At 52.8% G+C, this 23,543-nt stretch carries 22 protein-coding genes; 9 read left to right on the top strand and 13 right to left on the bottom strand.

The genetic code is table 11. The features are described 5' to 3' along the window. Positions 1-411 precede the first annotated feature (411 nt). Positions 412-738 (top strand): hypothetical protein, encoded by a 327-nt coding sequence (locus C3Y92_RS06030; protein ID WP_129350641.1) that lies wholly within the window; start codon positions 412-414, stop codon positions 736-738. Between the two features lie 227 nt (positions 739-965). Next, complete coding sequence (locus C3Y92_RS06020) at positions 966-1,178, top strand: hypothetical protein (RefSeq protein WP_129350633.1); 213 nt, start codon at positions 966-968, stop codon at positions 1,176-1,178. 47 nt (positions 1,179-1,225) lie between these two features. Here C3Y92_RS06020 and C3Y92_RS06015 read toward each other — a convergent pair whose 3' ends face one another. Next, positions 1,226-1,792: a restriction endonuclease subunit S gene (locus C3Y92_RS06015; protein ID WP_129350630.1), complete on the bottom strand. Its 567-nt coding sequence runs from the start codon at positions 1,790-1,792 to the stop codon at positions 1,226-1,228. A 144-nt stretch (positions 1,793-1,936) separates the two neighbouring features. Between C3Y92_RS06015 and C3Y92_RS06010 the strand changes: the two genes are divergently transcribed. Continuing rightward, positions 1,937-3,829: a type IV secretory system conjugative DNA transfer family protein gene (locus C3Y92_RS06010; RefSeq protein ID WP_129350626.1), complete on the top strand. Its 1,893-nt coding sequence runs from the start codon at positions 1,937-1,939 to the stop codon at positions 3,827-3,829. A 133-nt stretch (positions 3,830-3,962) separates the two neighbouring features. Here C3Y92_RS06010 and C3Y92_RS06005 read toward each other — a convergent pair whose 3' ends face one another. From C3Y92_RS06005 to C3Y92_RS05955, 11 genes are all read right to left on the bottom strand, one after another. Further along, positions 3,963-4,151 carry a ribbon-helix-helix domain-containing protein gene (locus C3Y92_RS06005; protein WP_129350623.1) on the bottom strand — a complete coding sequence of 63 codons (189 nt, stop codon included), beginning with the start codon at positions 4,149-4,151 and terminating at the stop codon, positions 3,963-3,965. Between the two features lie 77 nt (positions 4,152-4,228). Continuing rightward, positions 4,229-4,609 (bottom strand): transposase, encoded by a 381-nt coding sequence (locus C3Y92_RS21800; protein WP_129355802.1) that lies wholly within the window; start codon positions 4,607-4,609, stop codon positions 4,229-4,231. 87 nt (positions 4,610-4,696) lie between these two features. Further along, positions 4,697-5,062, bottom strand: a complete 366-nt coding sequence (locus C3Y92_RS05995) for a transposase (RefSeq protein ID WP_129350620.1) — start codon at positions 5,060-5,062, stop codon at positions 4,697-4,699. Between the two features lie 106 nt (positions 5,063-5,168). After that, positions 5,169-5,798, bottom strand: a complete 630-nt coding sequence (locus C3Y92_RS05990; RefSeq protein ID WP_129350616.1) for a hypothetical protein — start codon at positions 5,796-5,798, stop codon at positions 5,169-5,171. Between the two features lie 1,007 nt (positions 5,799-6,805). Next, positions 6,806-8,746 carry a DUF3987 domain-containing protein gene (locus tag C3Y92_RS05985; RefSeq protein WP_129350613.1) on the bottom strand — a complete coding sequence of 647 codons (1,941 nt, stop codon included), beginning with the start codon at positions 8,744-8,746 and terminating at the stop codon, positions 6,806-6,808. A gap of 120 nt (positions 8,747-8,866) precedes the next feature. Next, entirely contained in the window at positions 8,867-10,108 is a 1,242-nt protein-coding gene (locus tag C3Y92_RS05980; protein ID WP_129350610.1) for a hypothetical protein, read from the bottom strand. 1 nt (position 10,109) lies between these two features. Then, positions 10,110-10,493 carry a helix-turn-helix domain-containing protein gene (locus C3Y92_RS21795; protein ID WP_129350607.1) on the bottom strand — a complete coding sequence of 128 codons (384 nt, stop codon included), beginning with the start codon at positions 10,491-10,493 and terminating at the stop codon, positions 10,110-10,112. A gap of 352 nt (positions 10,494-10,845) precedes the next feature. After that, on the bottom strand, positions 10,846-12,147 hold the full coding sequence (locus tag C3Y92_RS05970; protein WP_129350604.1) for a tyrosine-type recombinase/integrase: 1,302 nt from the start codon (positions 12,145-12,147) through the stop codon (positions 10,846-10,848). Between the two features lie 555 nt (positions 12,148-12,702). Then, the gene (locus C3Y92_RS21255) at positions 12,703-13,104 is read right to left on the bottom strand and encodes a sensor histidine kinase (RefSeq protein WP_207214028.1); all 402 of its coding nucleotides are present in this window, start codon (positions 13,102-13,104) and stop codon (positions 12,703-12,705) included. Further along, positions 13,101-13,793, bottom strand: a complete 693-nt coding sequence (locus C3Y92_RS21250) for a HAMP domain-containing protein (protein WP_207214027.1) — start codon at positions 13,791-13,793, stop codon at positions 13,101-13,103. Before C3Y92_RS21250 ends, C3Y92_RS21255 begins: the two co-directional genes overlap by 4 nt. After that, positions 13,790-14,527 carry a response regulator transcription factor gene (locus C3Y92_RS05955; protein WP_129350601.1) on the bottom strand — a complete coding sequence of 246 codons (738 nt, stop codon included), beginning with the start codon at positions 14,525-14,527 and terminating at the stop codon, positions 13,790-13,792. The genes C3Y92_RS21250 and C3Y92_RS05955 overlap by 4 nt, the downstream gene beginning before the upstream one ends. Positions 14,528-14,646: 119 nt before the next feature. Between C3Y92_RS05955 and C3Y92_RS05950 the strand changes: the two genes are divergently transcribed. Both C3Y92_RS05950 and C3Y92_RS05945 read left to right on the top strand, forming a co-directional pair. Beyond that, positions 14,647-15,804, top strand: a complete 1,158-nt coding sequence (locus C3Y92_RS05950; protein WP_129350598.1) for an efflux RND transporter periplasmic adaptor subunit — start codon at positions 14,647-14,649, stop codon at positions 15,802-15,804. Positions 15,805-15,824: 20 nt separating this feature from the next. Next, a complete protein-coding gene (locus tag C3Y92_RS05945; RefSeq protein ID WP_129350594.1) occupies positions 15,825-18,950 on the top strand; it encodes an efflux RND transporter permease subunit in 3,126 nt (1,041 codons plus the stop codon). A gap of 560 nt (positions 18,951-19,510) precedes the next feature. On the opposite strand, the gene C3Y92_RS21395 is transcribed toward C3Y92_RS05945, so the two are convergent. Then, positions 19,511-19,960, bottom strand: coding sequence for a DUF5681 domain-containing protein (locus tag C3Y92_RS21395; protein ID WP_129350591.1), 450 nt, complete (start codon positions 19,958-19,960; stop codon positions 19,511-19,513). Between the two features lie 345 nt (positions 19,961-20,305). Between C3Y92_RS21395 and C3Y92_RS05935 the strand changes: the two genes are divergently transcribed. The 4 genes from C3Y92_RS05935 (at position 20,306) to C3Y92_RS05920 (ending at position 23,311) form a co-directional block, all read left to right on the top strand. Then, the gene (locus C3Y92_RS05935; RefSeq protein ID WP_129350588.1) at positions 20,306-21,019 is read left to right on the top strand and encodes a hypothetical protein; all 714 of its coding nucleotides are present in this window, start codon (positions 20,306-20,308) and stop codon (positions 21,017-21,019) included. Between the two features lie 203 nt (positions 21,020-21,222). Then, positions 21,223-21,429: a helix-turn-helix domain-containing protein gene (locus C3Y92_RS05930; protein ID WP_129350585.1), complete on the top strand. Its 207-nt coding sequence runs from the start codon at positions 21,223-21,225 to the stop codon at positions 21,427-21,429. An 11-nt stretch (positions 21,430-21,440) separates the two neighbouring features. Further along, the gene (locus C3Y92_RS05925; RefSeq protein WP_129350582.1) at positions 21,441-22,520 is read left to right on the top strand and encodes a toprim domain-containing protein; all 1,080 of its coding nucleotides are present in this window, start codon (positions 21,441-21,443) and stop codon (positions 22,518-22,520) included. Between the two features lie 14 nt (positions 22,521-22,534). After that, positions 22,535-23,311, top strand: coding sequence for an AAA family ATPase (locus tag C3Y92_RS05920; protein ID WP_129350579.1), 777 nt, complete (start codon positions 22,535-22,537; stop codon positions 23,309-23,311). The last annotated feature ends 232 nt before the right edge of the window (positions 23,312-23,543 follow it).

Genomic DNA, 23,543 nt, shown 5'->3' with positions numbered 1-23,543 from the left:
CTTGCTCATCAAAAGTGCGTCATTTTCTCATCATGGGCTCATCAAAAGCTCGTCATTTCTTCGTTACAGACTCGTCATAAACACATTATGAACTTGTTATTTCCTCATCACAAGCTCATCATGCGGTATTTTCATCCATAAATTCAAGCAGGTAGTTCGCGGGTCCAGGGGTGCAACCCCGGCCAGGATGCCCCAGGAACACAAGCGACAGCGCAGTGGGACTGAGGGCAGACTGGCCTCTTCGATATTGCATGGGTTTGTTGTATCATGACTCAATTTACCGTCAAGATTTACTCATGCAACATTCCTAAGTAATTTTTTTCACAAACTATAATTTTGTATAATAATGTTGCAAAGGATGAAGTTACTGTTATTATGCAGACAAGCCATTGCATCAAAGAGGAGAACCTCATGAATACCAAAACCAAAATGCTAGTCGATTCAGTTGCAAATTTGCTAAAACTGCACAGTAAAGATGAAATTAGACAAATTGAATCCAAAATTGGAATAGCAGACAAAGCGTTAAAAAATTTAGAAACAAATTACGAAATACCAGACAGAATTATTGTAAAAAGCATGTTTGACAAGATCGTTTCTTTAAAAGCCCAGGGAGTGCCGTATTCAGCAATTTATGACTCCTTGAACCTAAAAATTAGCCTGTCTACATTTTTGAATTGCATTAGAAGGATCAAAATTGAAATTGAAGTTGAAGAAAAGTGGAGAGCCAAAAATGACTAGCATGAGGAAGCAACAGAAGATTTTTGGACTTTGGTCAGAGCCGAAACCAAATTTCGGGAAAATTCCCAAGGCCATAAAAATTCTGGGTTATCACAGCAGGGAGTTTCAGAACGGGGATATTATTGGAATTGCTTATTACAACGAAGCCTCTGAACAAAATGCGCCCCCGGTCTTTGTAAACACTGGCTCGTACATCGCATTTTCCGGGAAACCGACATCAGAAGATCATGCTTGCCACTCTTGAGCTGGTTTCAAGAAGTCATCCAGGAAAACCCCTGCAAATCCAAGGCGATTCCGACTTTTGCGAAGAAAGCGCAAAAATTGCGGTCGGCCTGGGGATTAACGTCGCTAATCCGGAGCTTCAAGAGTTTGTAGCGGAACTGAAGGAAGAGGCGAAGAAAGGTGAAGAAGAGAATTGCTCGCCCGCCCCGGGCATGTAACTTTGATGTTTAAGCAACGGAAAAGGCTGGCGCTTGCCAGCCTTTTTTTATTGCATCAACTCAATTAACTCTTTCCTTAAAATATTCATTTGTTCATGCATTTCCAAAATTCTTGTGTGTTTTTCATAAACCTCCAAAATATCTCTATCCGTGGGCATTTCTACCAAAAAATCTCTTAAATTGCTCAAGTTGATAGTCATAAGACGATCACCAGAAGCCATTGACAATATTTTGTCTCGAATCTCCTTCTTTCTCATAAAATGATAGAACCAAATAACATCAACATTTTTCGGCCGCAAAATGCACAAACTCTGCCCACAAACCACATTATCATCTTTTTGGCCGATATATAGCCCAACTTGTCCTAAAGTGCCTCCCGTGCCCCTAAACGAAAAAAGGACGTCCCCGCTCTGAATCAAATATTTCCTCTGTTTTCCATCAGGATCAAGCTCAATCCACACATTTTCACTACCACCCTCGACAAGGCCTGAAATCGCCTCAAAATTGGCCTGGGCCACTTCCTGGCACAGCAACCAGCCTTTTCCCCCGCCAGTCCGCTGGCGGGGCAATTGGCAGCGGATTACGTCCACAATCTCACCAAGCGTCATTTGCATACCCCATCTCTAAAATTTGTCCCCAAAAAAATCAATGCAGGTGTGCTCTATTTTTTTCTTGCTTTTAAGTCAGGTGTGCTCTAAAAAAAATTCCAGGGCACAGTTGCTCTAAAAATGACCTTCCCTCAAAACATCGAGGTTCCCATGGCTCCCATCGGATTTTGCGCCAAGGCTCCTGTTCAAGTCAAAATCGAGCCTGCAGAAGATGCTATTGTCAGATTTGACAGCGGGATTTCAATTTCCGAGCCGGAAGCCTGTTATAATACACTTATTCTAGGAAGTACGGGCACTGGAAAAACCACGAGCGTCATTCTACCGGCTGTTGGAAATTTGATTGAAAGAGGCCATGGCGGTATTATTATCGATATTAAAGGCAACTTAACGGACCAAGTTCGTGTTTTAGCGAAAAAACGTGGCCGTATTGATGATATTATCGAACTTGGGTCAGGCGCGAACGCATTAAGAGTTGATTTGCTAAATAATTTGACAATTACACAAGTTCGAGAATTGCTGACAATTATCGCGACATTCCAGTTTGGCACGTCATCGATGAATTTAGACTGGCACGCCAAAGGAATTAATATTGCAACTGAGATTATTGTTCTGTTGCGATATATTCATGAAAAGCACGATGAAATTAAGCCAAATTTAAGAGCATTGGTTGATTTGCTGAACAATTGGCCCCTAGCGGCAAGAATGTTTGAATTTTACAAGAAAAATTCTTTTAATAAAGACAATAAAGAGGAAAAAGACTTTGTGAATCGCGTGACATCAGATAATTTTAATCCGATGGTTTATGACACGAAAAGAAGCGGGAACAACACTTACAATGAACAAACGACGTGGCGGTTGACGGCAATTCGAAATGGATTGACTGAATTCCTGCAAAATGATTCCATTGTTCAAAATTTTGCAACAAACGGCTTTGGCCTTGATATTGTCGATTGGATTTATGGACAAAAGAAAATTCTAGTGCTAAAATTTGATGGAACTTCGGGGCAAGTCGGGCCTTGGTTGTCAAGATATGTTTTGAGTGCATATTATAAAGCGGTTTTTGAAAATGGCTTGAAACTAGGGGAAGGTGAATACACTTTTTTCATCGGAGACGAGTTTCAGGAACTTTGTGATTTTTATCCTGGAAATAGATATAATGATAATGCGTTTGCTGCAAAATCAAGAGAGTATCGAAATATTTCAATTGTAAGCACGCAATCAGTTTCTTCTTTGCAAAGCCGAGGGGCGAGTGGTGCGGCCGTGATGGAATTTCTTAATAACATCAACAATAGACTGTTTTTTTATTGCGACGATCCAGTTTCGCATGAAATTGTTCGTAGATACAATCAAGCCATTTTTTTGAATGAACTTGATCCTGGGAAAACTTTTGTCGTTAAATTTGATGATAAAACGCGACGTCATTTGCAATATGTTGAGACTATGCAAGAATCGCATGATCTTTTAAAAAAAGAGCTGGCCGACGAAGCTCCAGTTGTTGTGAAGAAAAATATGAAAGAACAGGATGACACGTCAAGTTTAGAAATGATTTTTGAAATCATGGAGAGAAGAGACAAAGATAATCAGGAAAAAATCAAAACTGTCGAAGTGCCTCAAGTTCCCGGAAGAATTTCTCACAGATACCGTTTTAATGAAGACGATTACGAAGAACACGAGGAAGAGCAAAAAAAGGTAATTCCTTTAAACATGAGGGACACCGTTGAAAAATTTCCTCATTTTTTCCAAACAGCAAGAAAAAATGGTCGAGTGTCAATCCAGGTGCCCAACGGTTGGATCGGAGCACTTGAAAATGCCTTGACCGCTTTTGAGCGAACCGGATTGGAAATTGACATTTGCAATCTTCATGTCGGGAATGAGGGCGGTCTGTGTCTTGGAATGAGCAATTCTGCAAGCGTGAGCATTTTAGATGTTTTTTTAGAGGTTACAGCGCATTTGTGCCCGATCTGTGGCAATGCGCTTCAAACCAAGGCAAAAGTATGTGGAAAATGCATGGAAGAATTCGAAATTTTTTCGCCTGGAAAATGAAAAAGGGGCCAGAGGCCCGGGGATTTGTCTAAAATTCATGAGGATAGGGCTTTTGAGAAGCCGAGGCCTTCGCCGAAGGGTTAGAATTTTGAACAAATTCATGGGGTCGTGTCGGGAAAAGGCGTGGCGAGTGTCAGACACCGGCAAACGTCAGGTAGCGTTCGACCGCGTGTCGAACGATCTCGGCTTCGGATTGATTTTCGCGTTCCGAGAGAATCGCAAGCCTTTTTGAAAGTTCGGTCGAAAACAGGAAGTGCTTTTGCACGTTGTCGCGGAAATGCTTGCGGGGGCGGCCTCTTCGGGGTTTTGGGATGTCGTCCATAAAAAAAGCTCCTTTTTGGGGCAACCCCCGGCCAATCCGGGGGGTTCCATGCTCAATTTAGAGAATATCCGGCATGACTATTGCTTTGCATAAATCTTCCTGAACACGATAATTGCGCAGGCCAATTTCACAAAGGCAATGAAGGTCGATAAATAGTGGCAATATCTCGTTCGAATACCGCGAAAGCCTTTCAGCCAAGCGAATGTGCGCTCTACGACCCAGCGGCGAGCGGGATGAAGACCTTCTTGCTTCTCAATTTTTTCCTCCCCTCGGGAACGGATATGCGATTCAAACCCATATGAATACACTTCTTCATGTACACGTGGATAATCATAGCCCTTGTCCAGACATAAGTGATAGCTATCGGTGCAAATATTAAACATGGAAAAAAGATCACTATTATTTTTAATCGTTAAGCCAACCAGTCGACTGTCGTGAACATTTGCTCCAACGACAATGACCCGAGGGGTGTCCCTTCTTGGTCGACATGCAAATGAATCTTTGTTCCAGAGCGTCCCCTGTCTGTTGGATTCGCTCCAAGGCCTTCAGCCGCTTCTTTTTTTTGTGCGAACAGGTGCCTGAATCAAAGAGCCGTCCATGGATTGCCAGGAAAAATGAAGACCTTGCTGAAGATGATAATTTTCCAGGCATATCTTTATCAATTGGTCAAATACTCCACGTCTCGCCCATCGGCGATAGTGCTCATGAATAGCGCTTTTTGATCCATAGCTCCTTGGGATCATACTCCACTGACATCCTGTTTTCAGACGGAAGATGATGCCGTTCATTATGTTCCGAGAGGAAATCGGAGCGCTTCCGCCAGAACGCTTTCGCTTAAACGGGTCAAGGAGCGGTTCTAATTGTGTCCATAACTCGTCCGGCAGTTCGGTAAAATCATACGGGGTACTCATGCCTAAGATTATTAAAGGAAATTAGATATTTAGCAATACCCGTGCCGGACATGCTCTTATCTAATCTGCCTTTTCGGCAGTAAAATGGCTGGGAATTTAGCTTTAGCTACATGGAAGGGGCGGATTGGGGCCGGACCGCATCGGCTTCGGATTCAGAAATCCATTCGTCTTCAACAAGTGCGTCAAGTTGAAGAGAAGATAACGACTCTTCATCATCAAAAGCAGTGTGGGCGGCAGCAAGAAGGTCAGATTTCATGATCTTGACGCCATTGCCCCAAAAACAGCCTTCAGAGTCATCGATTTTGGAAATTGCATATTTGGCGGCTTCGTCAAGAGTCATGTGATCGGGCCAAAGCTGGCGAAAATCATCATGAAATTCGGAAATGCTATCGAGAACGCCGGCCGTGGGACACTTAGACAAAAAGTCCTCAAATTTATCGCAAAGGTCTTTGTCCGTCTCGCCATTGTCGAGGTTTTCAAAAATGCGTTCCAAAAACGCGATAGCCTTGGGCGATTGAAGCATTTCACGGAGTTCATAGCCGATAGACTGGGGATTGACGTTGATGCGCACAGAAGAAGAGTCGATGCCGGATTGCGGGGCGATTTCGGTGAAAACGCTCTTATCGGAAGAATCAAGAACTACATAAGCGGAATCGGGATACGGCTCGGAGCCGGGCTTGTTGAAAAGCGGAAGCTTGCTGTTGTCGAGGTCGGCGAGCTTGAATTGAATGTTCATCCGAAATCTCCTGTAGTTACATGTTGAAGATGCCCTTAATAATGCAGTAGCCGTGCCATTTTGATGTACCATTTTAAAAATTTATTTCTCATAAATTCAGTATGTTGGCATCATTACCAAGGCCAAATTTTATTGATTAGTACAAATTACTGTACCAAAACATGCCATTTATTGAAGTCGGTACAAATTGTTTTACCGCCCAAATCTGGCTGTAAGCTGTTGTATAAATAGGTTTTATTTGGGATTTGGCTGAAAAATTGGAGTGGACTAGCTTGGTACATTCGGCAGTACAAAAAAATTTGACGGGGCGGGAGGAGGTGGGCCAGGGGGTCGGGGGGCTGTTGGCTGTCTGGCCCTTCCCCTTCCCGAGGGCGGCTGTTGGCTGTTTAGCGGTTGGGAGGATGAGCCGGATTTAAAAAAAAGGTTGGGGCATAGAGGTGGCAAACAAATAAGGGATTTTGCTGAAAAATTACGGGTTGAAAATTCGGAAATTTTGGGTCGGGCTGGCGGTCTAGGAGGGCTGTGGCGGGCAATTTGAAGGGGTGGGGGAAGGGGTTGGTGGGTGCTATCCCCCGGGCCTCGAAGACTCGGCCCGATCGCACGGGCAATTACGGGGGAGGGATCAGTCGGGAGGAGGTCCTGTGGGGGGGTGGGGCCTCCCCGATCGGCGTCCCGAGTCTCCGAGGGACGCCGAATAAAGCAACTACCTAAATTTTCGAAGTTTTTTTAAAGGGTGACACCGATGACAGCCGATGACACAGCCATTGTCACCAATAACCAATAGAAATTATTGAATTTAATCCCTGGTGACAACGATGACAGTGCTTCCTTAATAGGGGTTTTAAGACTTTTTCTATCCTCCTGATATTATGATAAATTCTTAAATTCCCCCCGCGCTTCTCCCCCTCTCCCTTAGGTACCGCTGTCATCTCCGTCATCAAAGGAAAAGGCCTCGGATTCCGGGGCCTTAGAGATGACAATGGCTGTGTCATCGGCTGTCATCGCTGTCACCTCTCGTCCACTTCCACTGCGTCAAAATCGTCTTCTTCGAACACGCCCTTGATTTGGGAACTCATTTTGGAGCAAATGTCCAAAACATCCGTTGTTATGAGCCGGTATCGACGACTTTTTTCGCGCCCGGCTTCGATATTTAGTGTGGTAAACGCCTCGCGTAATTGGTTTTGATTGATTTTAAGCCGCGCCTTTTTAAACCATCCTTGAAGCACCTTGTTTTCGATTTTCCCTTCAAGTTGTCCAATTTCATGAACGTGCTTCAGCAACAATTCGGCAATACGGGATGCATGAGTGTCGTTTGTTGCGGATCGCGAATTCCCCTTTTTGTCAGGAATATATGTATTCATTTTCTGCGCTTGGGCGAAAAAGTAGTCGGCCAGGGCCACGGCGTTGGTCATGTCGCCAAAAGTGATTTCCCCGTCTGTCACGTCTCCATCGTCAGCATGTCGCAAACAATGCAGCAACAACGCCAGCCGCAAGGTTATGCCACGCATTTTCATTGCAAAGCCATGAATAGTTAAACCATACGTTTTGTTTTTAATTGTGTTGCTAAACGCATTCCATTCCTTCCGAGCCGCGTCGTCGAGATCAATCGCTAAGCCGCGCAGACGTCCGTCCTGGTCCTCTTCCATGGCAAAACCCATCATAACGCGAGTGATCCGGGTCAAATATTTTTCGACCCATTCCGGAATTTCCGGCCTGGGGTCTGGTGCGGGCGGCTGCGGCTGACAATTGACGAACAAGAACCGTTCCGGCAAGCCCTGGTGCAAATCATCATATGTAAAAATTTCGGGCAGCAAATGTGGCTGGACACACCCGCAGATCGAAAACGTGGCGTTTTCGATATACAATTCATTTGAAACGCCATCCTTGGCCTTTCTGTTGACGCAAATCGTCGCTCCATCCCAGGTTGACAAAAGACGGCGCTTCCCTTCACTGGTGCCTTTTGCTGAATATCGATCTAAACCCGGAATGAAGTTGTGAAACTCGTCAATAAGCCAGCACAGCCCGCGAGGATTGTCAAAAAGAAGGTCCATGGCTGCTTCCATCGTTGTGTCGGTCAGAACATATTGGATGTTAGGCGGCCGTTTCGGCATCTCATCCTTTTTTCCTGTATTGGCCGAACAAGTCGGCGCATCGCTTTTTTTTCCTTTGCTTCCCTCTTTCCCCGAACTACGCTTGCGAAAAACGACCATATCCTCTTCGTACTTGCGCCGATCTTCGCGGTACTGCATTTTGACAATCGCTTCCATTCGAGCAAGTTCGCTAAAAATGAATTTCATCGTATGGCTTTTACCTGTGCCAGTTGCAGCCGCGACAAGAAAATACAGATTTCCAGGTTCTTGCCATGTTTTAGAATATCGGGCGGTTCTTGCTCGGCCGATACAAGCAGCGCACAAAGAAAGGAAAAATGCCCCGACCATGTCTTGTGGAACGTCTTTACTGGCAGCAATAGCGGCAATCGCTTCACGCGCCTTTTCCGGGAATACTTCGAGCGGCATCGGCGGCAATTTTCCGACAAAATCATCAATCGCCAGCGATTCATCTTCTTCGGAGTTCCCCGGGGCATCGATTTCGCACAAAAATTGCGGCAACGTCTCTTCGTTGCCCGGCGCGCCGGCCCCGGCTCCACCACGGAGGCCGGAACGGGCAGTTCTGGCCGCTTCTTGCTGATTAATACCGATTTCCACGCCCGCATCACACAGCGCCTTTTCGACATGATCTTGCAACGCTGCTTCGCCCAAAACGCGACCGATCCAGTAACACGTAACGTTTAAGGTCCGATTCTGGTCGCCTTTAGCTCCCTTTTTGACGTTTTCAACACCAGCCCGGACAATTCTTTCCAGGTTTTCAGGATTGTTGTTAACGTTCACGCTCTCGGGCGCTGGCGCGGGTGTGTCATCAAAATTATCTTGGCGGGGCTTCATAGCCATCGTTTTACCCTCTTGACTTTCTGTCCGTTTTGGGCAACGAATGGCTCAACCACGAGGCATTCGTTCCCAGTTTTCCTAGCCCCGGCCGCAAACCGGGGCTTTCCTTTGCCACCTCTATATCTACTCGACCCCTTCCGGCTCCGGTTCCTCTACCGGGGCCTGGGCCGGCTTTGATGCTGGCCGCAGCTTCGCCCCAAACCCGCGCACTGATTTTGGCGGCGGATTCCGCCACGAAAGCGGAATCAGATACCGAACGCCTCCATGTGCCCAAGTCCAGATGCAAGGATTCGTCGAGTTGACATGCAAAATGGCCTTGTGTACGGGTTTGCCTTTTGTAGGACACGGATCAAATACAATTTGTCCATGACATTTTTGACGATTTAACATAATTCTCCCTAGCGTTTCTTCTCCTCCTTCTGCAAAATGGATCACTGTATCACGCGTCAACTTGCTTTCTTCGATTGTTAAAACCGCATTTTTTGCGTCACAATCGGTGTTTTCTTCTTTCTTGACTTCTGCTTTAGCGCCCTTTGTCGCTTTGGAAGCCTTTTCAACCACCTTCCTTTCATATTTCCATGCGCGTGATTCAAATGGCGGATTATCGCCATTGACCACAATTGGATCAGGTCGCCGTTGATAAACCCCGTTTGTGCAATATGCGCCGCCCACAAAATCAGGCTGGTGCGATGACCGCATTGCACGATCATAATAAGTTTTCGCTAATTTTGAACCTGTTGTGGAAAATTCAAACCAACCCCAACCTTTATCCCAAAAAGCGTTAAAAATATCAGTTCCAAATCGTTTAATATCGGACATGTCAGCAAGTCCGACATAAATTCTTTTTCCTTTGTCACCTCTATAACACTGCTCAACGCCATTATCGTCGAGATAGTAGATATAAGACGACGTAGAGTGAGCAAACGCCATCGGTGCATTTTTGATCTCTGGACATACAATAATAAGCCTTTCGCGTAATTCGTCATGACAAAGCGGGGTAACGCCGTCCTGCGGGTCATAATCGAAACAGAGCCAGCCCGGCGTGTTTTTGATAAAGGGAAAATCTTTTTGTGTGCGGGCGGCGTATTCATCTCTGTGCGCCGGGGAAATGCGTTTTAACGCGTCTTTTGTAACAACTGTCACCAAAGACTGTTCTGAAACGCCATACCAAAAAACATGAAATGGATTGCAACGGGTTAAAATTTCCGCAAATGCAAACGCATTTGGGGTTTCAACGCGTTTTGCGCGGGCGTGAGTAATAGTACGGGCAGGAATAGAGACGATTTCGCCGTTTTCATTTCGGGAAATCTGTTTTGTAAGCGGGTAGGTGGACCACGCGCCGGTATGTTGGTAGGGCTGGCGCATGTTACGCCCCCTCACCCGAGGCCTGGGCTTTGGTCTTTTTGTTTTGCGAGCCGACGCGCCGCCCAGGCCCCTTGCGCGGGGCTGGCGGCGTAGCAGTGGTGGGCGTGGTGGGGGCTAGAGTCGTGTCGTTGAGTAGATATACGAGCAAGTCGGCGGTCCGAAATCGCCAGTTCCGGCCGTCAGTGATCGAAATACGTTCAAACGGCAACGTTCCGGCTTTGACATGCGATCTAACAGTTTGTGCATGGACGCCCAGCGACAACGCGATTTGATCGACGCCGAGCGTTAAAGGAAGAGTCCTGACTTTAAGAGTGCGTCGCAAGTCCTTAATAAGAGCAGCGGAAGCAGCGGTAGCGGCGGAAATAGCAGAAGTGGCGTCGTGCATAGCACCCTCGAATGGGTGCCTGTGCGGCGGGACAAATGCAAAAGTCCCGAAAAGCACAGGCAAGCGCGCTGTTCTCTAAAGAGAACAGGGCTTGACCATAGCTTTCCGGGACTTTTCGGCTTGCCGTTACATACGGCTTTGTATTCTTAACCTTTTTCCGAGCCGATAGTCGTCCGGGGGGCGGAGCAGCAGCTTGCAGTTTATTGAGTAGCCTATAGAGTATTTCTAATCCGCTGCACTCAGACCCTCACCCTAGGGGCGGTGAGCTAGCCAGCATGCCCCCCGGGTCGGCGGGGTCATGTCTCTACCCACCTCCCAATTACAACACTCACCTAGTCACATCAAGGGGAATTTATTCGCCCTCTTCTTTTCCTGTCAAGTCACTGAAATTCCAATACATTTTTTCGACACAGGCCTTGGTCAGGGTCGGGTCAAGGTCTGCGTAACGTTCCGTCATTGCTAGACTTTGATGACCCATAAGCTTCATGATTGTGTATAACGACACGCTTTGCATCGCCAGCCAAGACGCGAACGTGTGCCGCAAGGCGTGGAAGTCAATTTTTTGAGCCGGATTTTTATATCTACGCGGCACTTCGTTAAAACCCAACTTTTCAATAACCGTTTTATAAATTTGTGGAACTGAAACCCATTTTTCGCCACGGGCATTTTTAAAAACTAAATCGTCTGGCTTTGGCTCATCTGATAACCTTTTTCTTCTTTCTGCCAACATTTCACGGATGATTGCAACATTAAGATGGATTCCGTATGCTTTTCCCCCTTTTGGGTTTCTGGCATATGCCTGCTCTTTATTCGCAACTTCGCCCCAAGTTAATGAAGCGATGTCCCCAAAACGCAAACCGGAAAATAACGCTACAACGGCCATGCCGTAAGCGTCATCTCCGCTTTGGCCTTTGATTGCCATTTTGTGCTGTTTATAAAATTCACGCCAATTTTTGAGTGTATCAAGTAAAAGCTTGGCCTCGTCTGTGTCCAAAAAACAGTTCTTTTTGTTATTGATTTTAAGACGATCCTTTTTGATCCCTTTTCCTGGAAAAATGGGAAGTTCCATGTTTCGTTTTACGGAATGAAATTGCTTGGCATCGTTCCAAAGCGTTTGCAACGTGACATAAATATTTTTTTGAGTTTTTTGAGAAATGCCTACATCCCTCGCGATATTTAGCACTTTATTAACATCTAAATATGTCAATTCTTGAAGTGGAATTTTTCCAACGACTGGACAAATCCAATTTTCAAAAATGCCTAAAATCGATTTATTATTATGCGCCGATCCTTCTTTTTGCCTTGCCGGCCAGTAAACATTTTTCCAGTAATTTTCAATTGTGTTTGCCTTAGCAAATTCTTCTTCGGCTAAAATCCTCTTCCGCTCTTTTTCTTCTTTGATTTTTTCAACTTTGGCCTCTTCCTGGGCCGTTCCTTCCATCTCGGCCCAAGTTTGTGGCCCGACTTTCAATTTCCGGTTTTCGCGAAGAGTCGCGACGATAACAACGGCCCGCTCCTGGCTCATCGCTCCCAAATAGTCAGTTACGCGGGTTCCGTTGACCATCTGCCGAAACATCCACGTCTTGCCGTCCTGGCCGTAATCTCGATAAAAAAGAGCCGAAACCCCTGAAAACGGTTCCCATTTTTGCGCCATGTTGGTATTTCTCTCCTTGGTGGCAGTGGTGGCAAATTGGTGGCAATCTTTATATTAACCTTGACTAACCGTCACGCACTAAGACTAACCAAGATTAACCAAGACTAACGAAAGCCCTATGAAAGCAACCACTTGCCAAAACAGCTTCTAGGAATTACCTATATTTATGGGGGTTGGGTGTCAACTCATCGGGCTCATAACCCGAAGACCGTGGGTTCAAATCCCACCCCCGCAACCAGGAAGTCCAAGGGCTTACAGCAAAAACGCTGTAGGCCCTTTTTCTTTTTCCTACCCTATTCCTACCCAGCAGCGAAAAAGGAAGCCACCAGCGTGACGCGAATCCCTGGTTCCTGAAGGCCTTTTAAGCTTGAGAGACGACATCGCGACGCCAGCAAGAAGGAGGTCCGCAGTGAATGCCCCCGGGTAGGATTGCGTCCTACCCCACTGACTGGCTCTCCCCGACAGCTGCCCTGCCCCACCGTTTGCGCCCCGTTTTTTTAAGCGCGGAGCGTTTGGGGAAATGCCCGCCGAGGCCCACCACTTTTTAGCCCCTGCTCAACCGTGTTCGCCACGATCTGGCCCTGGCAGGCCATGACCTGGGTCGATGGGCCAGGTCAGCGTGAAAACCGTGCCGCCGCTGGCAGCCGTCCTGCAAGCAGCGCGTCCTCCATGGGCACGCGCGATGGCAGCCACCACGGCCAGTCCCAGGCCGCTGCCGCCCGAGCGCGCGCCTTGCGCACGTCGAAATGCCGTAAATACATACGGAATCAAGTCGTCCGGCAGGCCTGGCCCGTCATCTTCCACGCTGAGTTCGCACCAGCCATCCTTGAGACGGGACTGGATTCGCACCGGGCCTGCCACGGCATACCGGCAGACGTTATCCAGGAGCGCCAGGAGCGCCTGCCGGATACGCACCGGATCGCAGCATACCAACCGTGCGTCCAGGTCCAGGATCACACGCTGGCAGCCGACTGCAACGCGTCATCAACCATGTCCACCACGGCGTTGACTTCGGCGTCAAGCTGCGCCTCTTGCCACTGCAAATCCAGATGGCCGCTCTCCACCAGACTCACCACACGCAGATCCTCGATCAGCCGCGTCAAGCCCTCAACCTGTGTCAGCAAGCTCAGGAACTGGGATGAACTGGGCGTAAAAACGCCTTCGGCCAGGCCTTGCAGGCGGCCGCGCAGGATTGTCACGGGGGTGCGCAGTTCGTGAGCAATAGCGGCGTTCCAGAATGCTTGCTCCTCGGTCATGCGCTGCAACTGATTGGCCATGGCATTGAAGTCGTCCGCCAATTGGGCAGCTTCGCCCAAAGAGCGGTCGCCCGCCACGGCGCGCGCGTTGAGATCGCCCTGGGCCACGCGGCGGATGCTGTCCGCCACCGAGTTCAGCGGAACCAGGATGCGGCGCGACAGGTTGACCGCCACGAGGATGGACAGCGTCAGACCGCCAAGGGTGGAGCCGATTACCCATATCCACTCCGGCCCCGTAGGTATCCAGCTATAGTCCAAGGGATTATCGGGCCAGTAGAGGGACCACAGATAGTAGAACGCATATGACATCAGGATGACGAGCAACGTGACGCCAAGCGCAATCGCCATCATCGTCAGCATGATCTGGCGACTCAACCCGACCAGTTTCATTCGCCGCCCCGCAGCTTGTAGCCAACGCCGCGCACGCCAACCGGGATTCCCTGGACGCCGAGATCCTCCAGCTTCTTGCGAAGTTTGCTGATGTGGCTGTCCACCGTGCGCTCCAGGGCATCCCCTTCCGACAGACAGGCGGCCAGCAGTTCGGTGCGGCTGAACACCCGCCTGGGCGCACCCGCCAGCTGGGCCAACAGCTTAAACTCCGTCAACGTCAGCGCCAGGAGTTGGCGCTGTCCCGAAACGCGTACGCTAGCTTCGTGGTTTTCCAGGTCGATCAGGAAAGGCGCTACGCGCAGGACGTGCCGATTCTGGACATTGTCGCGGGCCAGACAGCGGCGCAGCACCGCCTGGGTCCTGGCCACGACTTCCGCCGGATTAAACGGTTTGACGATATAGTCGTCGGCACCGATGCGCAACCCCGTCAGCTTGTCGATGTCCTGGTCATAAGCCGTCAGCATGATGACGGGCGTGTCACCCCGATGGCGGATCTCCGAGAGCACCTGCCAGCCGTCCAGGCGCGGCATCTGCACGTCCAACAAGACGAGGTCGGGTTTGAGGGCCTGGTGCAGCTCGAGCGCCCGGAGGCCGTCCGCGGCATGCACGGTGCGCATGCCGCCGCGCGCCAGATAGGCGGCGAGGATTTCGGCGATCTCGGACTCGTCCTCGGCGATCAGCACCAGGGATTCGCGGCCATGTTGCCACTCGGAGCGCGATTTCCGTTCAAGCATGGCAGTTTTTTCTACTCCATCGAATTTACATTTCATATCCATTGAAAACCCATCGAGTCAAGGCAAGGAGACGCCTATCTTTGCGGGCACAGGGCTGCCCGTTCCTGAAGGACTCCACCATGACGATCAAACGACTGTGCCGCCAGAGCGGCTTGATTGCCCTAGCGGTTTTGCTACTGGCCGGCGGTGTTCAGGCTGAATCGGAGGAGGCGCTCCCGCCACCCCTGGTATCCGTGATGACCGTCACGCCGTCGCGGCAGGAACTGAGTGAAGTTCTGCCGGGGCGCGTCGCTGCGGTGCGCATTGCCGAAATCCGGCCGCAGGTCAGCGGCATCGTACAGCGCCGCCTGTTCGAACAGGGCGCCGAGGTCAAGGCCGGCCAGCCCCTGTTCCAGATCAACCCGGCGCCGTTCAAGGCCGAGGCTGACGCCACTGAAGCAGCCCTGAAACGGGCCGAGGTCGTGTTGGCACGAGCCCAACTGCAAACCAGCCGACTGCATTCTTTGGTTGAGGTCGGCGCGGTCAGCCGCCAGGTCTACGACGACGCGGTCTCCCTACGCGATCAGGCGTCCGCCGACGTCGCCCAGGCCCGCGCCACGCTCAAACGCCGCCAGCTTGATCTGAAGTTCGCCACCGTGGAAGCGCCTATTTCCGGGCGCATCGAGCAGGCGCTGGTGAGCGAGGGCGCGTTGGTCGGCAGCGGCGACAGCAGTCCCATGGCGCGTATCCATCAGATCGACCAGGTCTACGTCGATGTACGCCGCCCGGCGTCCTCGCTCGAATCGCTGCGCCAGGCCCTGGCGACGCAACAAGCCAGCGCCGACGAAGGCCTGCCCGTGGCCATCTTGCGAAGCGATGGCGAGGCGTATGCTGTCGCCGGGCGCATCCTGTTCTCAGGTATAAACGTCGATGCCGGCACCGGCGACGTACTGCTGCGCGTGCTGGTGGACAACCCGCAACGCCTGCTTTTGCCGGGCATGTTCGTGCGCGCACGCGTGCCGCGTACCAGCTATGCCGAGGCGCTGATGGTGCCGCAGCAGGCGGTGGTGCGAAACGACGGCGAGCCGCAGATATGGGTCCTTGACGCGCACAACCGGGCGCAACTCATCCCGGTCAAATTGGGCGAATTGCTCAACCGGCACTATCGCATCCAGTCCGGCCTCGCCGCCGGGCAAACAATCGTGGTCGAAGGGATGACGCGTCTGTCCAACGGCATCGAAGTGCAAGCCCACGAGTGGCAGGCGTCTGAACTGACAACCGCGGCATCTTCGCACTGAACGCCTGGGGGCACTTCGTCATGCCGCAATTCTTCATTTATCGCCCGGTTTTCGCCTGGGTCGTCGCCCTGTTTATCATCCTGCTGGGCGTGATCGCCATTCCCAATCTGCCCATCGCCCGGTTTCCTTCGGTGGCGCCGGCCACCGTCACCATTTCCGCGACCTATCCCGGTGCCACGCCGCAGACCATGAGCGACGGGGTGATCAGCCTCATTGAGCGCGAACTCTCCAGCGTCAAGAACCTGTTGTACTTCGAATCATCGTCCGATGCCTCGGGTGCGGCGTCCGTCAGCGCCACCTTCAAACCGGGCACAGACCCGGACATGGCGCAGATCGACGTGCAAAACAAGCTCAAGGCCATTGAGCCGCGCTTGCCGCAGACCGTGCGCCAAAACGGTCTGACCGTGGAGACCTCCTCGTCCGGCTTCCTGATGCTTGTCGGCCTCAAATCCGACGACGGGCGCTTCGATGAGACGGTGCTCAGCGACTACATGGCGCGCAACATCGTCGATGAACTGCGCCGCATCGAAGGCGTAGGCCGCGTGCAACTGTTCGGCGCGGAGCAGGCAATGCGGGTTTGGGTCGATCCGGCCAAGCTGATTGCCTTTGGCCTGTCGATGAACGATCTGTCCGCAGCCGTGAGCCAGCAAAATGTCCAGATCGCGCCCGGCGGCGTCGGAGCCATGCCGGCGCTGCCGGGGCAGCGCGTGACGGTATCGCTCACGGTGCAGGGCCAGCTGTCCACGCCCGAACAGTTCGCCGCCATCGTGCTGCGCGCCAACCCCGACGGCTCCAAGGTGGTGCTGGGCGACGTGGCGCGGGTCGAACTCGGCTCACAGTCCTACGGCTTTATGAACCGCGAAGACGGCAAAACCGCCACGGCCGCGGCCGTACAGCTCGCGCCTGGCGCCAATGCGGTCAGGACCGCCGAGGAAGTCGAGGCGCGGATGGCAGAGCTTGGCAGCACGATGCCGGCCGGCATGAGCTATTCGATCCCGTTTAATACCGCGCCGTTCGTCAAGATCTCCATCGAGAAGGTCATCCATACCCTGATCGAGGCGATGGTGCTGGTGTTTCTGGTCATGTTCCTCTTTCTGCAAAACATCCGCTACACCCTGATCCCGGCCATCGTTGCGCCAATCGCACTGCTGGGCACCTTCGCGGTGATGCTTGCTTCGGGCTTTTCCATCAATGTGCTGACCATGTTCGGCATGGTGCTGGCAATCGGAATCATCGTGGACGATGCCATCGTCGTCGTCGAGAATGTGGAACGCATCATGACCGAGAAGGGGCTGCCGCCACGTGAGGCGACGATCCAGGCGATGCAGGAGATCACCGGCGCGGTGATCGGCATCACCCTGGTCTTGACGGCCGTGTTCATCCCCATGGGGCTGGCCAGCGGCACGGTCGGCGCGATCTACAAACAGTTCACGCTGTCCATGGCGGTGTCGATCCTGTTTTCGGCCTTCCTCGCGTTGACCCTGACGCCCGCTCTGTGCGCGACGTTGCTTCGGCCCCACGCTGCGCAGCGCCACGAGAAGCGCGGGTTTCTCGGCTGGTTCAACCGCCGCTTCGAGCGCATGACCTCGCGCTATGAAACGCGCCTGGGCAAGCTGGTGACACGGACAGGACGGATGATGCTGGTGTTCGCTGCGCTCTGCGCCGTCCTCATGGTTGCTTTCCGCCATCTGCCGTCATCCTTCCTGCCGGAGGAAGACCAGGGCTATTTCCTGACGTCCATCCAGTTGCCCGCCGACGCCACCGTCGAGCGCACGCTGGAAGTGGTCAAGGCCTTCGAGCAGCACGCGGCCTCGCGCCCATCGATCCGATCCAACATGACCGTCGTCGGCTTTGGCTTCTCCGGCTCCGGCCCAAATGCGGCCATGGCCTTCACCATGCTCAAGGACTGGGGCGTGCGCAATGGCGCCACGGCCCAAGGCGAAGTGGCCCTGGCCCAGGAGGCCCTCTCCGGCGCCAGGGAAGGGACAGTGATTACCCTGCTGCCGCCGGCCATCGACGAGCTTGGCAACAGCTCCGGCTTCACCATGCGTCTGCAGGACCGGGCCAACCAGGGCCATGCCGCGCTCCAGGCGGCAGAGGCCAAGCTGCTTGAACTGGCGCAGAAGAGTCGGCTCGTCAGCGGCGTCTATGCCGACAGCCTTCCGGCCGGCTCCAGCATCCGCCTGGACATCGATCGGGACAAGGCCGAGGCGTTGGGCGTTTCGTTCGCCAGCATCAGCGACACGCTGTCCACCGCGATGGGATCTCACTACGTCAACGACTTCCCCAATGCCGGGCGCATGCAGCAGGTCATCATTCAAGCCGAAGCGTCGGCACGCATGCAGATAGACGACGTGCTCAAGCTCTATGTGCGCAACGCCAACGGCGGCATGATGCCGCTGTCCGAGGTGGTGATCCCGGCATGGAGCGAGACGCCGCTGCAACTGGTGCGCTATCAGGGCTTCCCGGCGGCGCGCATCTCGGGCAATGCGGCACTCGGCGTCTCCAGCGGCGAGGCGATGGCCGAGATGGAGCGGCTGGCGGCGCAGTTGCCGCCGGGCTTCGCGGTGGCCTGGACCGGACAATCCCTGCAGGAGCGCCAGTCCGCCACGCAAGCGCCGCTGCTGCTGGCGCTGTCGATCCTGGTGGTGTTTCTGGTGCTGGCCGCGCTGTACGAGAGCTGGTCGATCCCGCTCTCGGTCATGCTGGTGGTGCCGCTGGGCCTGCTGGGCGCCGTGGGGGCTGTGATGTTGCGCGGCATGCCCAACGACGTGTTCTTCAAGGTCGGCATGATCACCATTATCGGCCTGTCGGCCAAAAACGCCATTCTCATCGTCGAGCTCGCCAAACAGTTGCGTCAACAGGGCAAGGGGCTGGCTGAAGCGGCGGTCACTGCGGCCCGGCTGCGACTGCGCCCGATTCTCATGACGTCGCTGGCTTTTGGCCTGGGAGTGGCGCCGCTGATGCTCGCCAGCGGGGCCAGCGCCGAAACCCAGCACGCCATCGGCACCGGCGTTTTCGGCGGCATGGTCACCGCAACGGTGCTCGCCATTTTCTTCGTGCCGGTGTTCTTCGTCTTCGTGATGGGCTTGCAAGAGCGATTCGCCGCTTGGCGATTCATCCTAAGGCCGCATGTCAACAGATGACTTTATAAGCAAAGGACTTCTATGAAGCCAAGAAGACACTGGTCTCTAGTGGGATGTTTTATAATTTTCGGTTGTGTTTTTCTGGTGAAAGCACATGCTTTGGCTCAATGTCTGCCGGGAACCCATTGGTCCGATTACTATTGGCAATGTGTGCAGAACACGACGCCGCTTCCCCCGTCATGGGATTGGGATTGTCAATGGAATTATCCATACTCGCCACCACACGATATCGGTTGCAACAAAAGCTATGGTAACTGCATGCTTATTTGTTCTGGGGTTCCAGAATGTATCAGCAACTGCAATATTGGGTATAACGTCTGCCGGCAACAGCATAAATGGTAATTACGCATGGGTTTTCTCCCTGAACATCGTCACAAACAAAAACGGCGAAGCCTCGACATAGCCGCGCATCTCGGGATGCTCCCTGTAATAGTGCTCATTTGCTTCGTCCTTTGATTGCCCATGGTAGACTGCGACAATAATGCTGGTTTCCTCTTGGCACGCTGTCTCAAGCCGTTTTAACTCTGGTCGTGAGATTTCGCATAATGCCCTCTCCGTGGTTATAGCCCTGTGGCGTCTTCAATCCTTGCAATCCGCTCCGCAAGTTCCGATGTCTCAAGCGCCCGACGATGCGTCTCCACCAGACCATCAACAGCCTGGGCTTCGCTGGGCGTAAGGTCTCCTTGTGCTACGGCCGCCAAAAGGGCGCATGTCACTGCGGGAATGTCGACGGCGCTCCCAATAGCCGGGAGCGTCAGCTTGACAGGCGAATCCTTCCGGGGAGGAACAACTCGCTCCAGGCACAACCGTAGAGCCGTCATATCCCCGACCAGGGCCAGTCCCACGGCCTTTCGGGTCAAAGCCTCAGCCTCGCCGTCAAGAAGCGTCTGGGCGGTAAGGGTAGCATTGTGGCGGCTCCCTGTACGGCATCCTTTGGGATTCCCGCTCTGGCCCGGTTTCCAAGCGGTCGAAGGAAGCCGTTTCTGCTTCTGGTCTGCCTTGTCAGACATTTCTTTCACCTCTCACGCTGCCTCGCCCTTTGCCCTGACCTGATTTTTGCTCAGAGCCTTCATGCTTTTTAGTTCTCATAACCCGAAGACCGTGGGTTCAAATCCCACCCCGCAACCAGGAAGTTCAAGGGCTTACAGCAAAAACGCTATAGGCCCTTTTTCTTTTTCCTAACCTATTCCCAACCGACAATCGGTTTAGACCCAAAAGGGGCTGGCTATCCTCTTCTATCTATGCCCATTACCATCGCCCATCTTTACAACCACGTCCTGCTGTCGGACAATGCCCCCTAGCACCGTCCGACAGCGGGACGTCGTTTTCGCAAAAACAGTCAAACGGGGGCATCCATGGATAGATGGCTTAAGGTTACCTATTTGGAATCCCTGGGAATCTCTCTAACAGAACAAATAACACTCATCACTAATGGCCTTCCTGTCTACAACAACCTTGGACAAAGAATTGTAGAACGGAATTCCAGCGGGCGTCTACAACCAGGATATTACTATCTACAATATGAAGATCGCTCATTTGTAGGAGGCTCATCATATTACTGCAGCTGGACGGACGCTCACAAGCTGCTCAAAAATTTTCGTTACAAGACTTCAGAGTTTATTAATTTTCTTGAACAATTCAACAACGAATCATTCGTTTCAGAAATTGTAGAAGCGCTTCCAGATAATTTCTTCGAAGGAAAAATTGCAAACTATAAGTCAGAATATCTGTCAGCCCAGATGGAGATAGAAAAGTTAAATAGCGAGATACAACACTTAGAAAAGCAGCTACGTCTATCCAAAAGCACAACAAACTTACAAAAAACATCCCTGGCAATTGAGTCTAGACAACTTAAGGCAATCCATGAGTGGGTTGCCACCGTAGAAAAAGCTGTCGCCCTTGCTGTCGACTGTACTCGGCAGGGCAAGCCCCGATCCATCCATCAACATAGATCTCTTTGGCGTCAAATGTGGGGGGAAACCGGCACCAAACTACCCCGGAAAGAAGGATTTGCCGCATTTCGACGCGGGTTGCCCGACGACTTAAAACAAAGACAGACCAAGTCATGAGTTTAATTCTATTAAAAATTAATAAAAACAGATAAATACGAATAGTTGCGCTGTCTAGCTATCCAGCGACGTATGGTACCTCGTTCACGTCGCTGGACAACTTCTTCACGTCGCTGGATACCTTTACGTTGCTGGAGACCTTCCTTCTTTTCCCTCCCCCGGGCATCCCATGGGTAGTTTAACTGCCTTCAAGGAGATGCCATATGCCTCGAAGCCTTCGTACCCGTGAAGCCGCCGAATACCTGGGCGTCTCGCCTGGAACCCTCGAAGTCTGGCGCTGCAAGGGCCGTGGCCCGCGCTACTGCAAACTCGGCAAAGTGGTGGTCTACGATCCGACGGACCTCGACGCCTTCCGCGAGGCGCGCAAGGTCTTCACCGCAGACGCCATGCCTCCGTCATCCGTTCGTTGAGGTCCGTGAGCATGGCGACGGAGCTTTGGAGCGAATTCCGGGCTTTCCTCAAAAGCGCAGGCCTGCGCCCAGTCGATATCCTTGCTGACGGCACGATCCACCGATGCGGCACCGCCGGCAAAGAGCGAGGCGCTGACGGTTCCTACTTGCTCTATCCCGATTCTCCCGCCTACGGTCATTGCTGGAATTTCCGTACCGGCGAGGAAGGCGTCTGGAGAGACAAGTCCTCCACCCCCCTCTCAAGGGAAGCACAAGCCCGCATCGAGAAAACCCGAAGAGCTAGACAAAAAGCCGTGGACGCACGGCTCGCCGATGCCCGCAACCGCGCGCTTCGCATCCTGAACGCGACCCGGACCGCGCCGCACGATCACCCCTACCTTGTCGGGAAAGGCATAAAACCCCATGGAAACGTTCGCGTTGCCCAGGACGGGCGGCTGGTGGTGCCCGTGTACGACGCCAATGACGCCCTCACGTCTCTGCAGTTCATTACCGCGAAGGGGGAGAAACGGTTTCTTGCCGGCGGCAAAATCCGTGGCGGCTTCTTCCGGATCGACGGCGATGACGGCCCGCTTTACCTTGTCGAAGGGTATGCGACCGGCGCGACCATCCACGCAGCCACCAAGGGGACCGTGCTGGTCTGCTTCGCCTGCAACAACCTGATGCCCGTAGCCGAGGCGGCCCGCCAAGCCTTGCCCGGTCGCCCGATGGTTATCTGTGCCGACAACGACCACGAGACGGCCGCCAGACACGGGAAAAACCCCGGCATCGACCACGCCGTCGCAGCAGCTAGGGTCGTCCAGGCCCACGTGGCGGTCCCTGTCTTCAAGGACCCAACCGGAAAAACAGACTTCAATGATTTGGCCGCCGCCGAAGGGCTTGATGCCGTCAAGGCCAGCCTGGACAAAGCCGAGCCCCCCGCTTCGCCTCCAACGACAACCGGAGCCAAGGCCCCGATTGTCGTGCTCTCCGCGTCTGACTTTCTTGCTTACGGCTTTCCCAAGCGCGAACACATCCTGGACCCGATTCTGCCGAGCCAGGGCTTGGCCCTGCTCTACGCCCCCGGGGGCTGGGCAAAACCTTTCTGGCCCTGACCCTGGCCTATGGCGTGGCCGCCGGGCAGGACGTGTTGCGCTGGAAGACGCCGCGCCCTCGGAATGTGCTCTTCGTGGACGGCGAAATGCAAGGCTGGATGCTACAGGAACGACTGGCCGGCATCGTAAAGGGATACGGCGGCCCCGTCCCGGAGCTGCTGCGGATCATCACGCCGGACTGCCAGCCCGATTTTCTAGCAAACCTCGCCACGCCGGAAGGCCAAGCGGCCCTTGACCCTGCGCTTGCCGGGGTGGAGCTGCTCATTCTCGACAATCTGGCGACGCTTTGTCGGGTCGGCAAGGAAAACGAGGCCGAAAGCTGGCTGCCGGTCCAGGCCTGGCTTTTATCCTTAAGAAGACGCGGCATCGCTGTCGTCGTGGTGCATCATGCCAACAAAAACGGCGGCCAACGCGGCACCTCGTCCCGCGAAGACGTAATGGACACCGTGATCGCGCTGTTGCCCGTCAAAGACCACGCTCCAGCCGATGGCGCGCGATTCGAGGTGCACCTCCAAAAAGCCAGAGGCTTGGCCGGCAGCGGAGCCGATCCTTTCGTCGCCAGATTGGTCGCCAAGGACGACACGTTCCAATGGACCACGCACCCCCTTTCAGAAAATGTCGACAAGATCCTTAGTCTCGCCGACCAGGGTAAAAGCGTACGAGAGATAGCGAAGCTCACAGACATTCCCAAAAGCACGGTTCAGCGGGCACTCGAAAAGCATCTGCCCACAAAAAGCAGCGCCTCCCCTCGCCCCCCTGCCGGCCGGCGTGTCCCGGCGTCCCAATCCTAAGGATTTGGGACACCGGGACAGACCGACGGTCGGGACATGAGCCCACTGGGGTTGATATTCACTCTACCTATTTAATATTATAGTTTTATTTGGTAAATATTAACCCTCGCTTTACCAATTCTCCACGAAGATACAGCGCCTTGGCTCCCGGTCTCTCGACCGTGCTCCTCCTGTGACCTTCTTTCCTGCATTTCGTCCTGGGCCGTTAAACGCCCCTTTCTTGCCCGGGGCT

Origin of the sequence: Solidesulfovibrio carbinolicus, from assembly GCF_004135975.1 — a bacterium.
Classification (GTDB): Bacteria; Desulfobacterota; Desulfovibrionia; order Desulfovibrionales; family Desulfovibrionaceae; genus Solidesulfovibrio; species Solidesulfovibrio carbinolicus.
The sequence above is the reverse complement of the archived record's forward strand: the minus strand, read 5'-3'. Positions and strand labels throughout refer to the sequence as shown.

Bases quoted from the DNA above. Each gene is read 5' to 3' on its own strand.
- C3Y92_RS06030 (WP_129350641.1), top strand. From the start codon at position 412: ATGAATACCAAAACCAAAATGCTAGTCGATTCAGTTGCAAATTTGCTA.
- C3Y92_RS06020 (WP_129350633.1), top strand. From the start codon at position 966: ATGCTTGCCACTCTTGAGCTGGTTTCAAGAAGTCATCCAGGAAAACCC.
- C3Y92_RS06015 (WP_129350630.1), bottom strand. From the start codon at position 1,792: ATGCAAATGACGCTTGGTGAGATTGTGGACGTAATCCGCTGCCAATTG.
- C3Y92_RS06010 (WP_129350626.1), top strand. From the start codon at position 1,937: ATGGCTCCCATCGGATTTTGCGCCAAGGCTCCTGTTCAAGTCAAAATC.
- C3Y92_RS06005 (WP_129350623.1), bottom strand. From the start codon at position 4,151: ATGGACGACATCCCAAAACCCCGAAGAGGCCGCCCCCGCAAGCATTTC.
- C3Y92_RS05995 (WP_129350620.1), bottom strand. From the start codon at position 5,062: ATGAGTACCCCGTATGATTTTACCGAACTGCCGGACGAGTTATGGACA.
- C3Y92_RS05990 (WP_129350616.1), bottom strand. From the start codon at position 5,798: ATGAACATTCAATTCAAGCTCGCCGACCTCGACAACAGCAAGCTTCCG.
- C3Y92_RS05985 (WP_129350613.1), bottom strand. From the start codon at position 8,746: ATGGCTATGAAGCCCCGCCAAGATAATTTTGATGACACACCCGCGCCA.
- C3Y92_RS05980 (WP_129350610.1), bottom strand. From the start codon at position 10,108: ATGCGCCAGCCCTACCAACATACCGGCGCGTGGTCCACCTACCCGCTT.
- C3Y92_RS21795 (WP_129350607.1), bottom strand. From the start codon at position 10,493: ATGCACGACGCCACTTCTGCTATTTCCGCCGCTACCGCTGCTTCCGCT.
- C3Y92_RS05970 (WP_129350604.1), bottom strand. From the start codon at position 12,147: ATGGCGCAAAAATGGGAACCGTTTTCAGGGGTTTCGGCTCTTTTTTAT.
- C3Y92_RS21250 (WP_207214027.1), bottom strand. From the start codon at position 13,793: ATGAAACTGGTCGGGTTGAGTCGCCAGATCATGCTGACGATGATGGCG.
- C3Y92_RS05955 (WP_129350601.1), bottom strand. From the start codon at position 14,527: ATGCTTGAACGGAAATCGCGCTCCGAGTGGCAACATGGCCGCGAATCC.
- C3Y92_RS05950 (WP_129350598.1), top strand. From the start codon at position 14,647: ATGACGATCAAACGACTGTGCCGCCAGAGCGGCTTGATTGCCCTAGCG.
- C3Y92_RS05945 (WP_129350594.1), top strand. From the start codon at position 15,825: ATGCCGCAATTCTTCATTTATCGCCCGGTTTTCGCCTGGGTCGTCGCC.
- C3Y92_RS21395 (WP_129350591.1), bottom strand. From the start codon at position 19,960: ATGTCTGACAAGGCAGACCAGAAGCAGAAACGGCTTCCTTCGACCGCT.
- C3Y92_RS05935 (WP_129350588.1), top strand. From the start codon at position 20,306: ATGGATAGATGGCTTAAGGTTACCTATTTGGAATCCCTGGGAATCTCT.
- C3Y92_RS05930 (WP_129350585.1), top strand. From the start codon at position 21,223: ATGCCTCGAAGCCTTCGTACCCGTGAAGCCGCCGAATACCTGGGCGTC.
- C3Y92_RS05925 (WP_129350582.1), top strand. From the start codon at position 21,441: ATGGCGACGGAGCTTTGGAGCGAATTCCGGGCTTTCCTCAAAAGCGCA.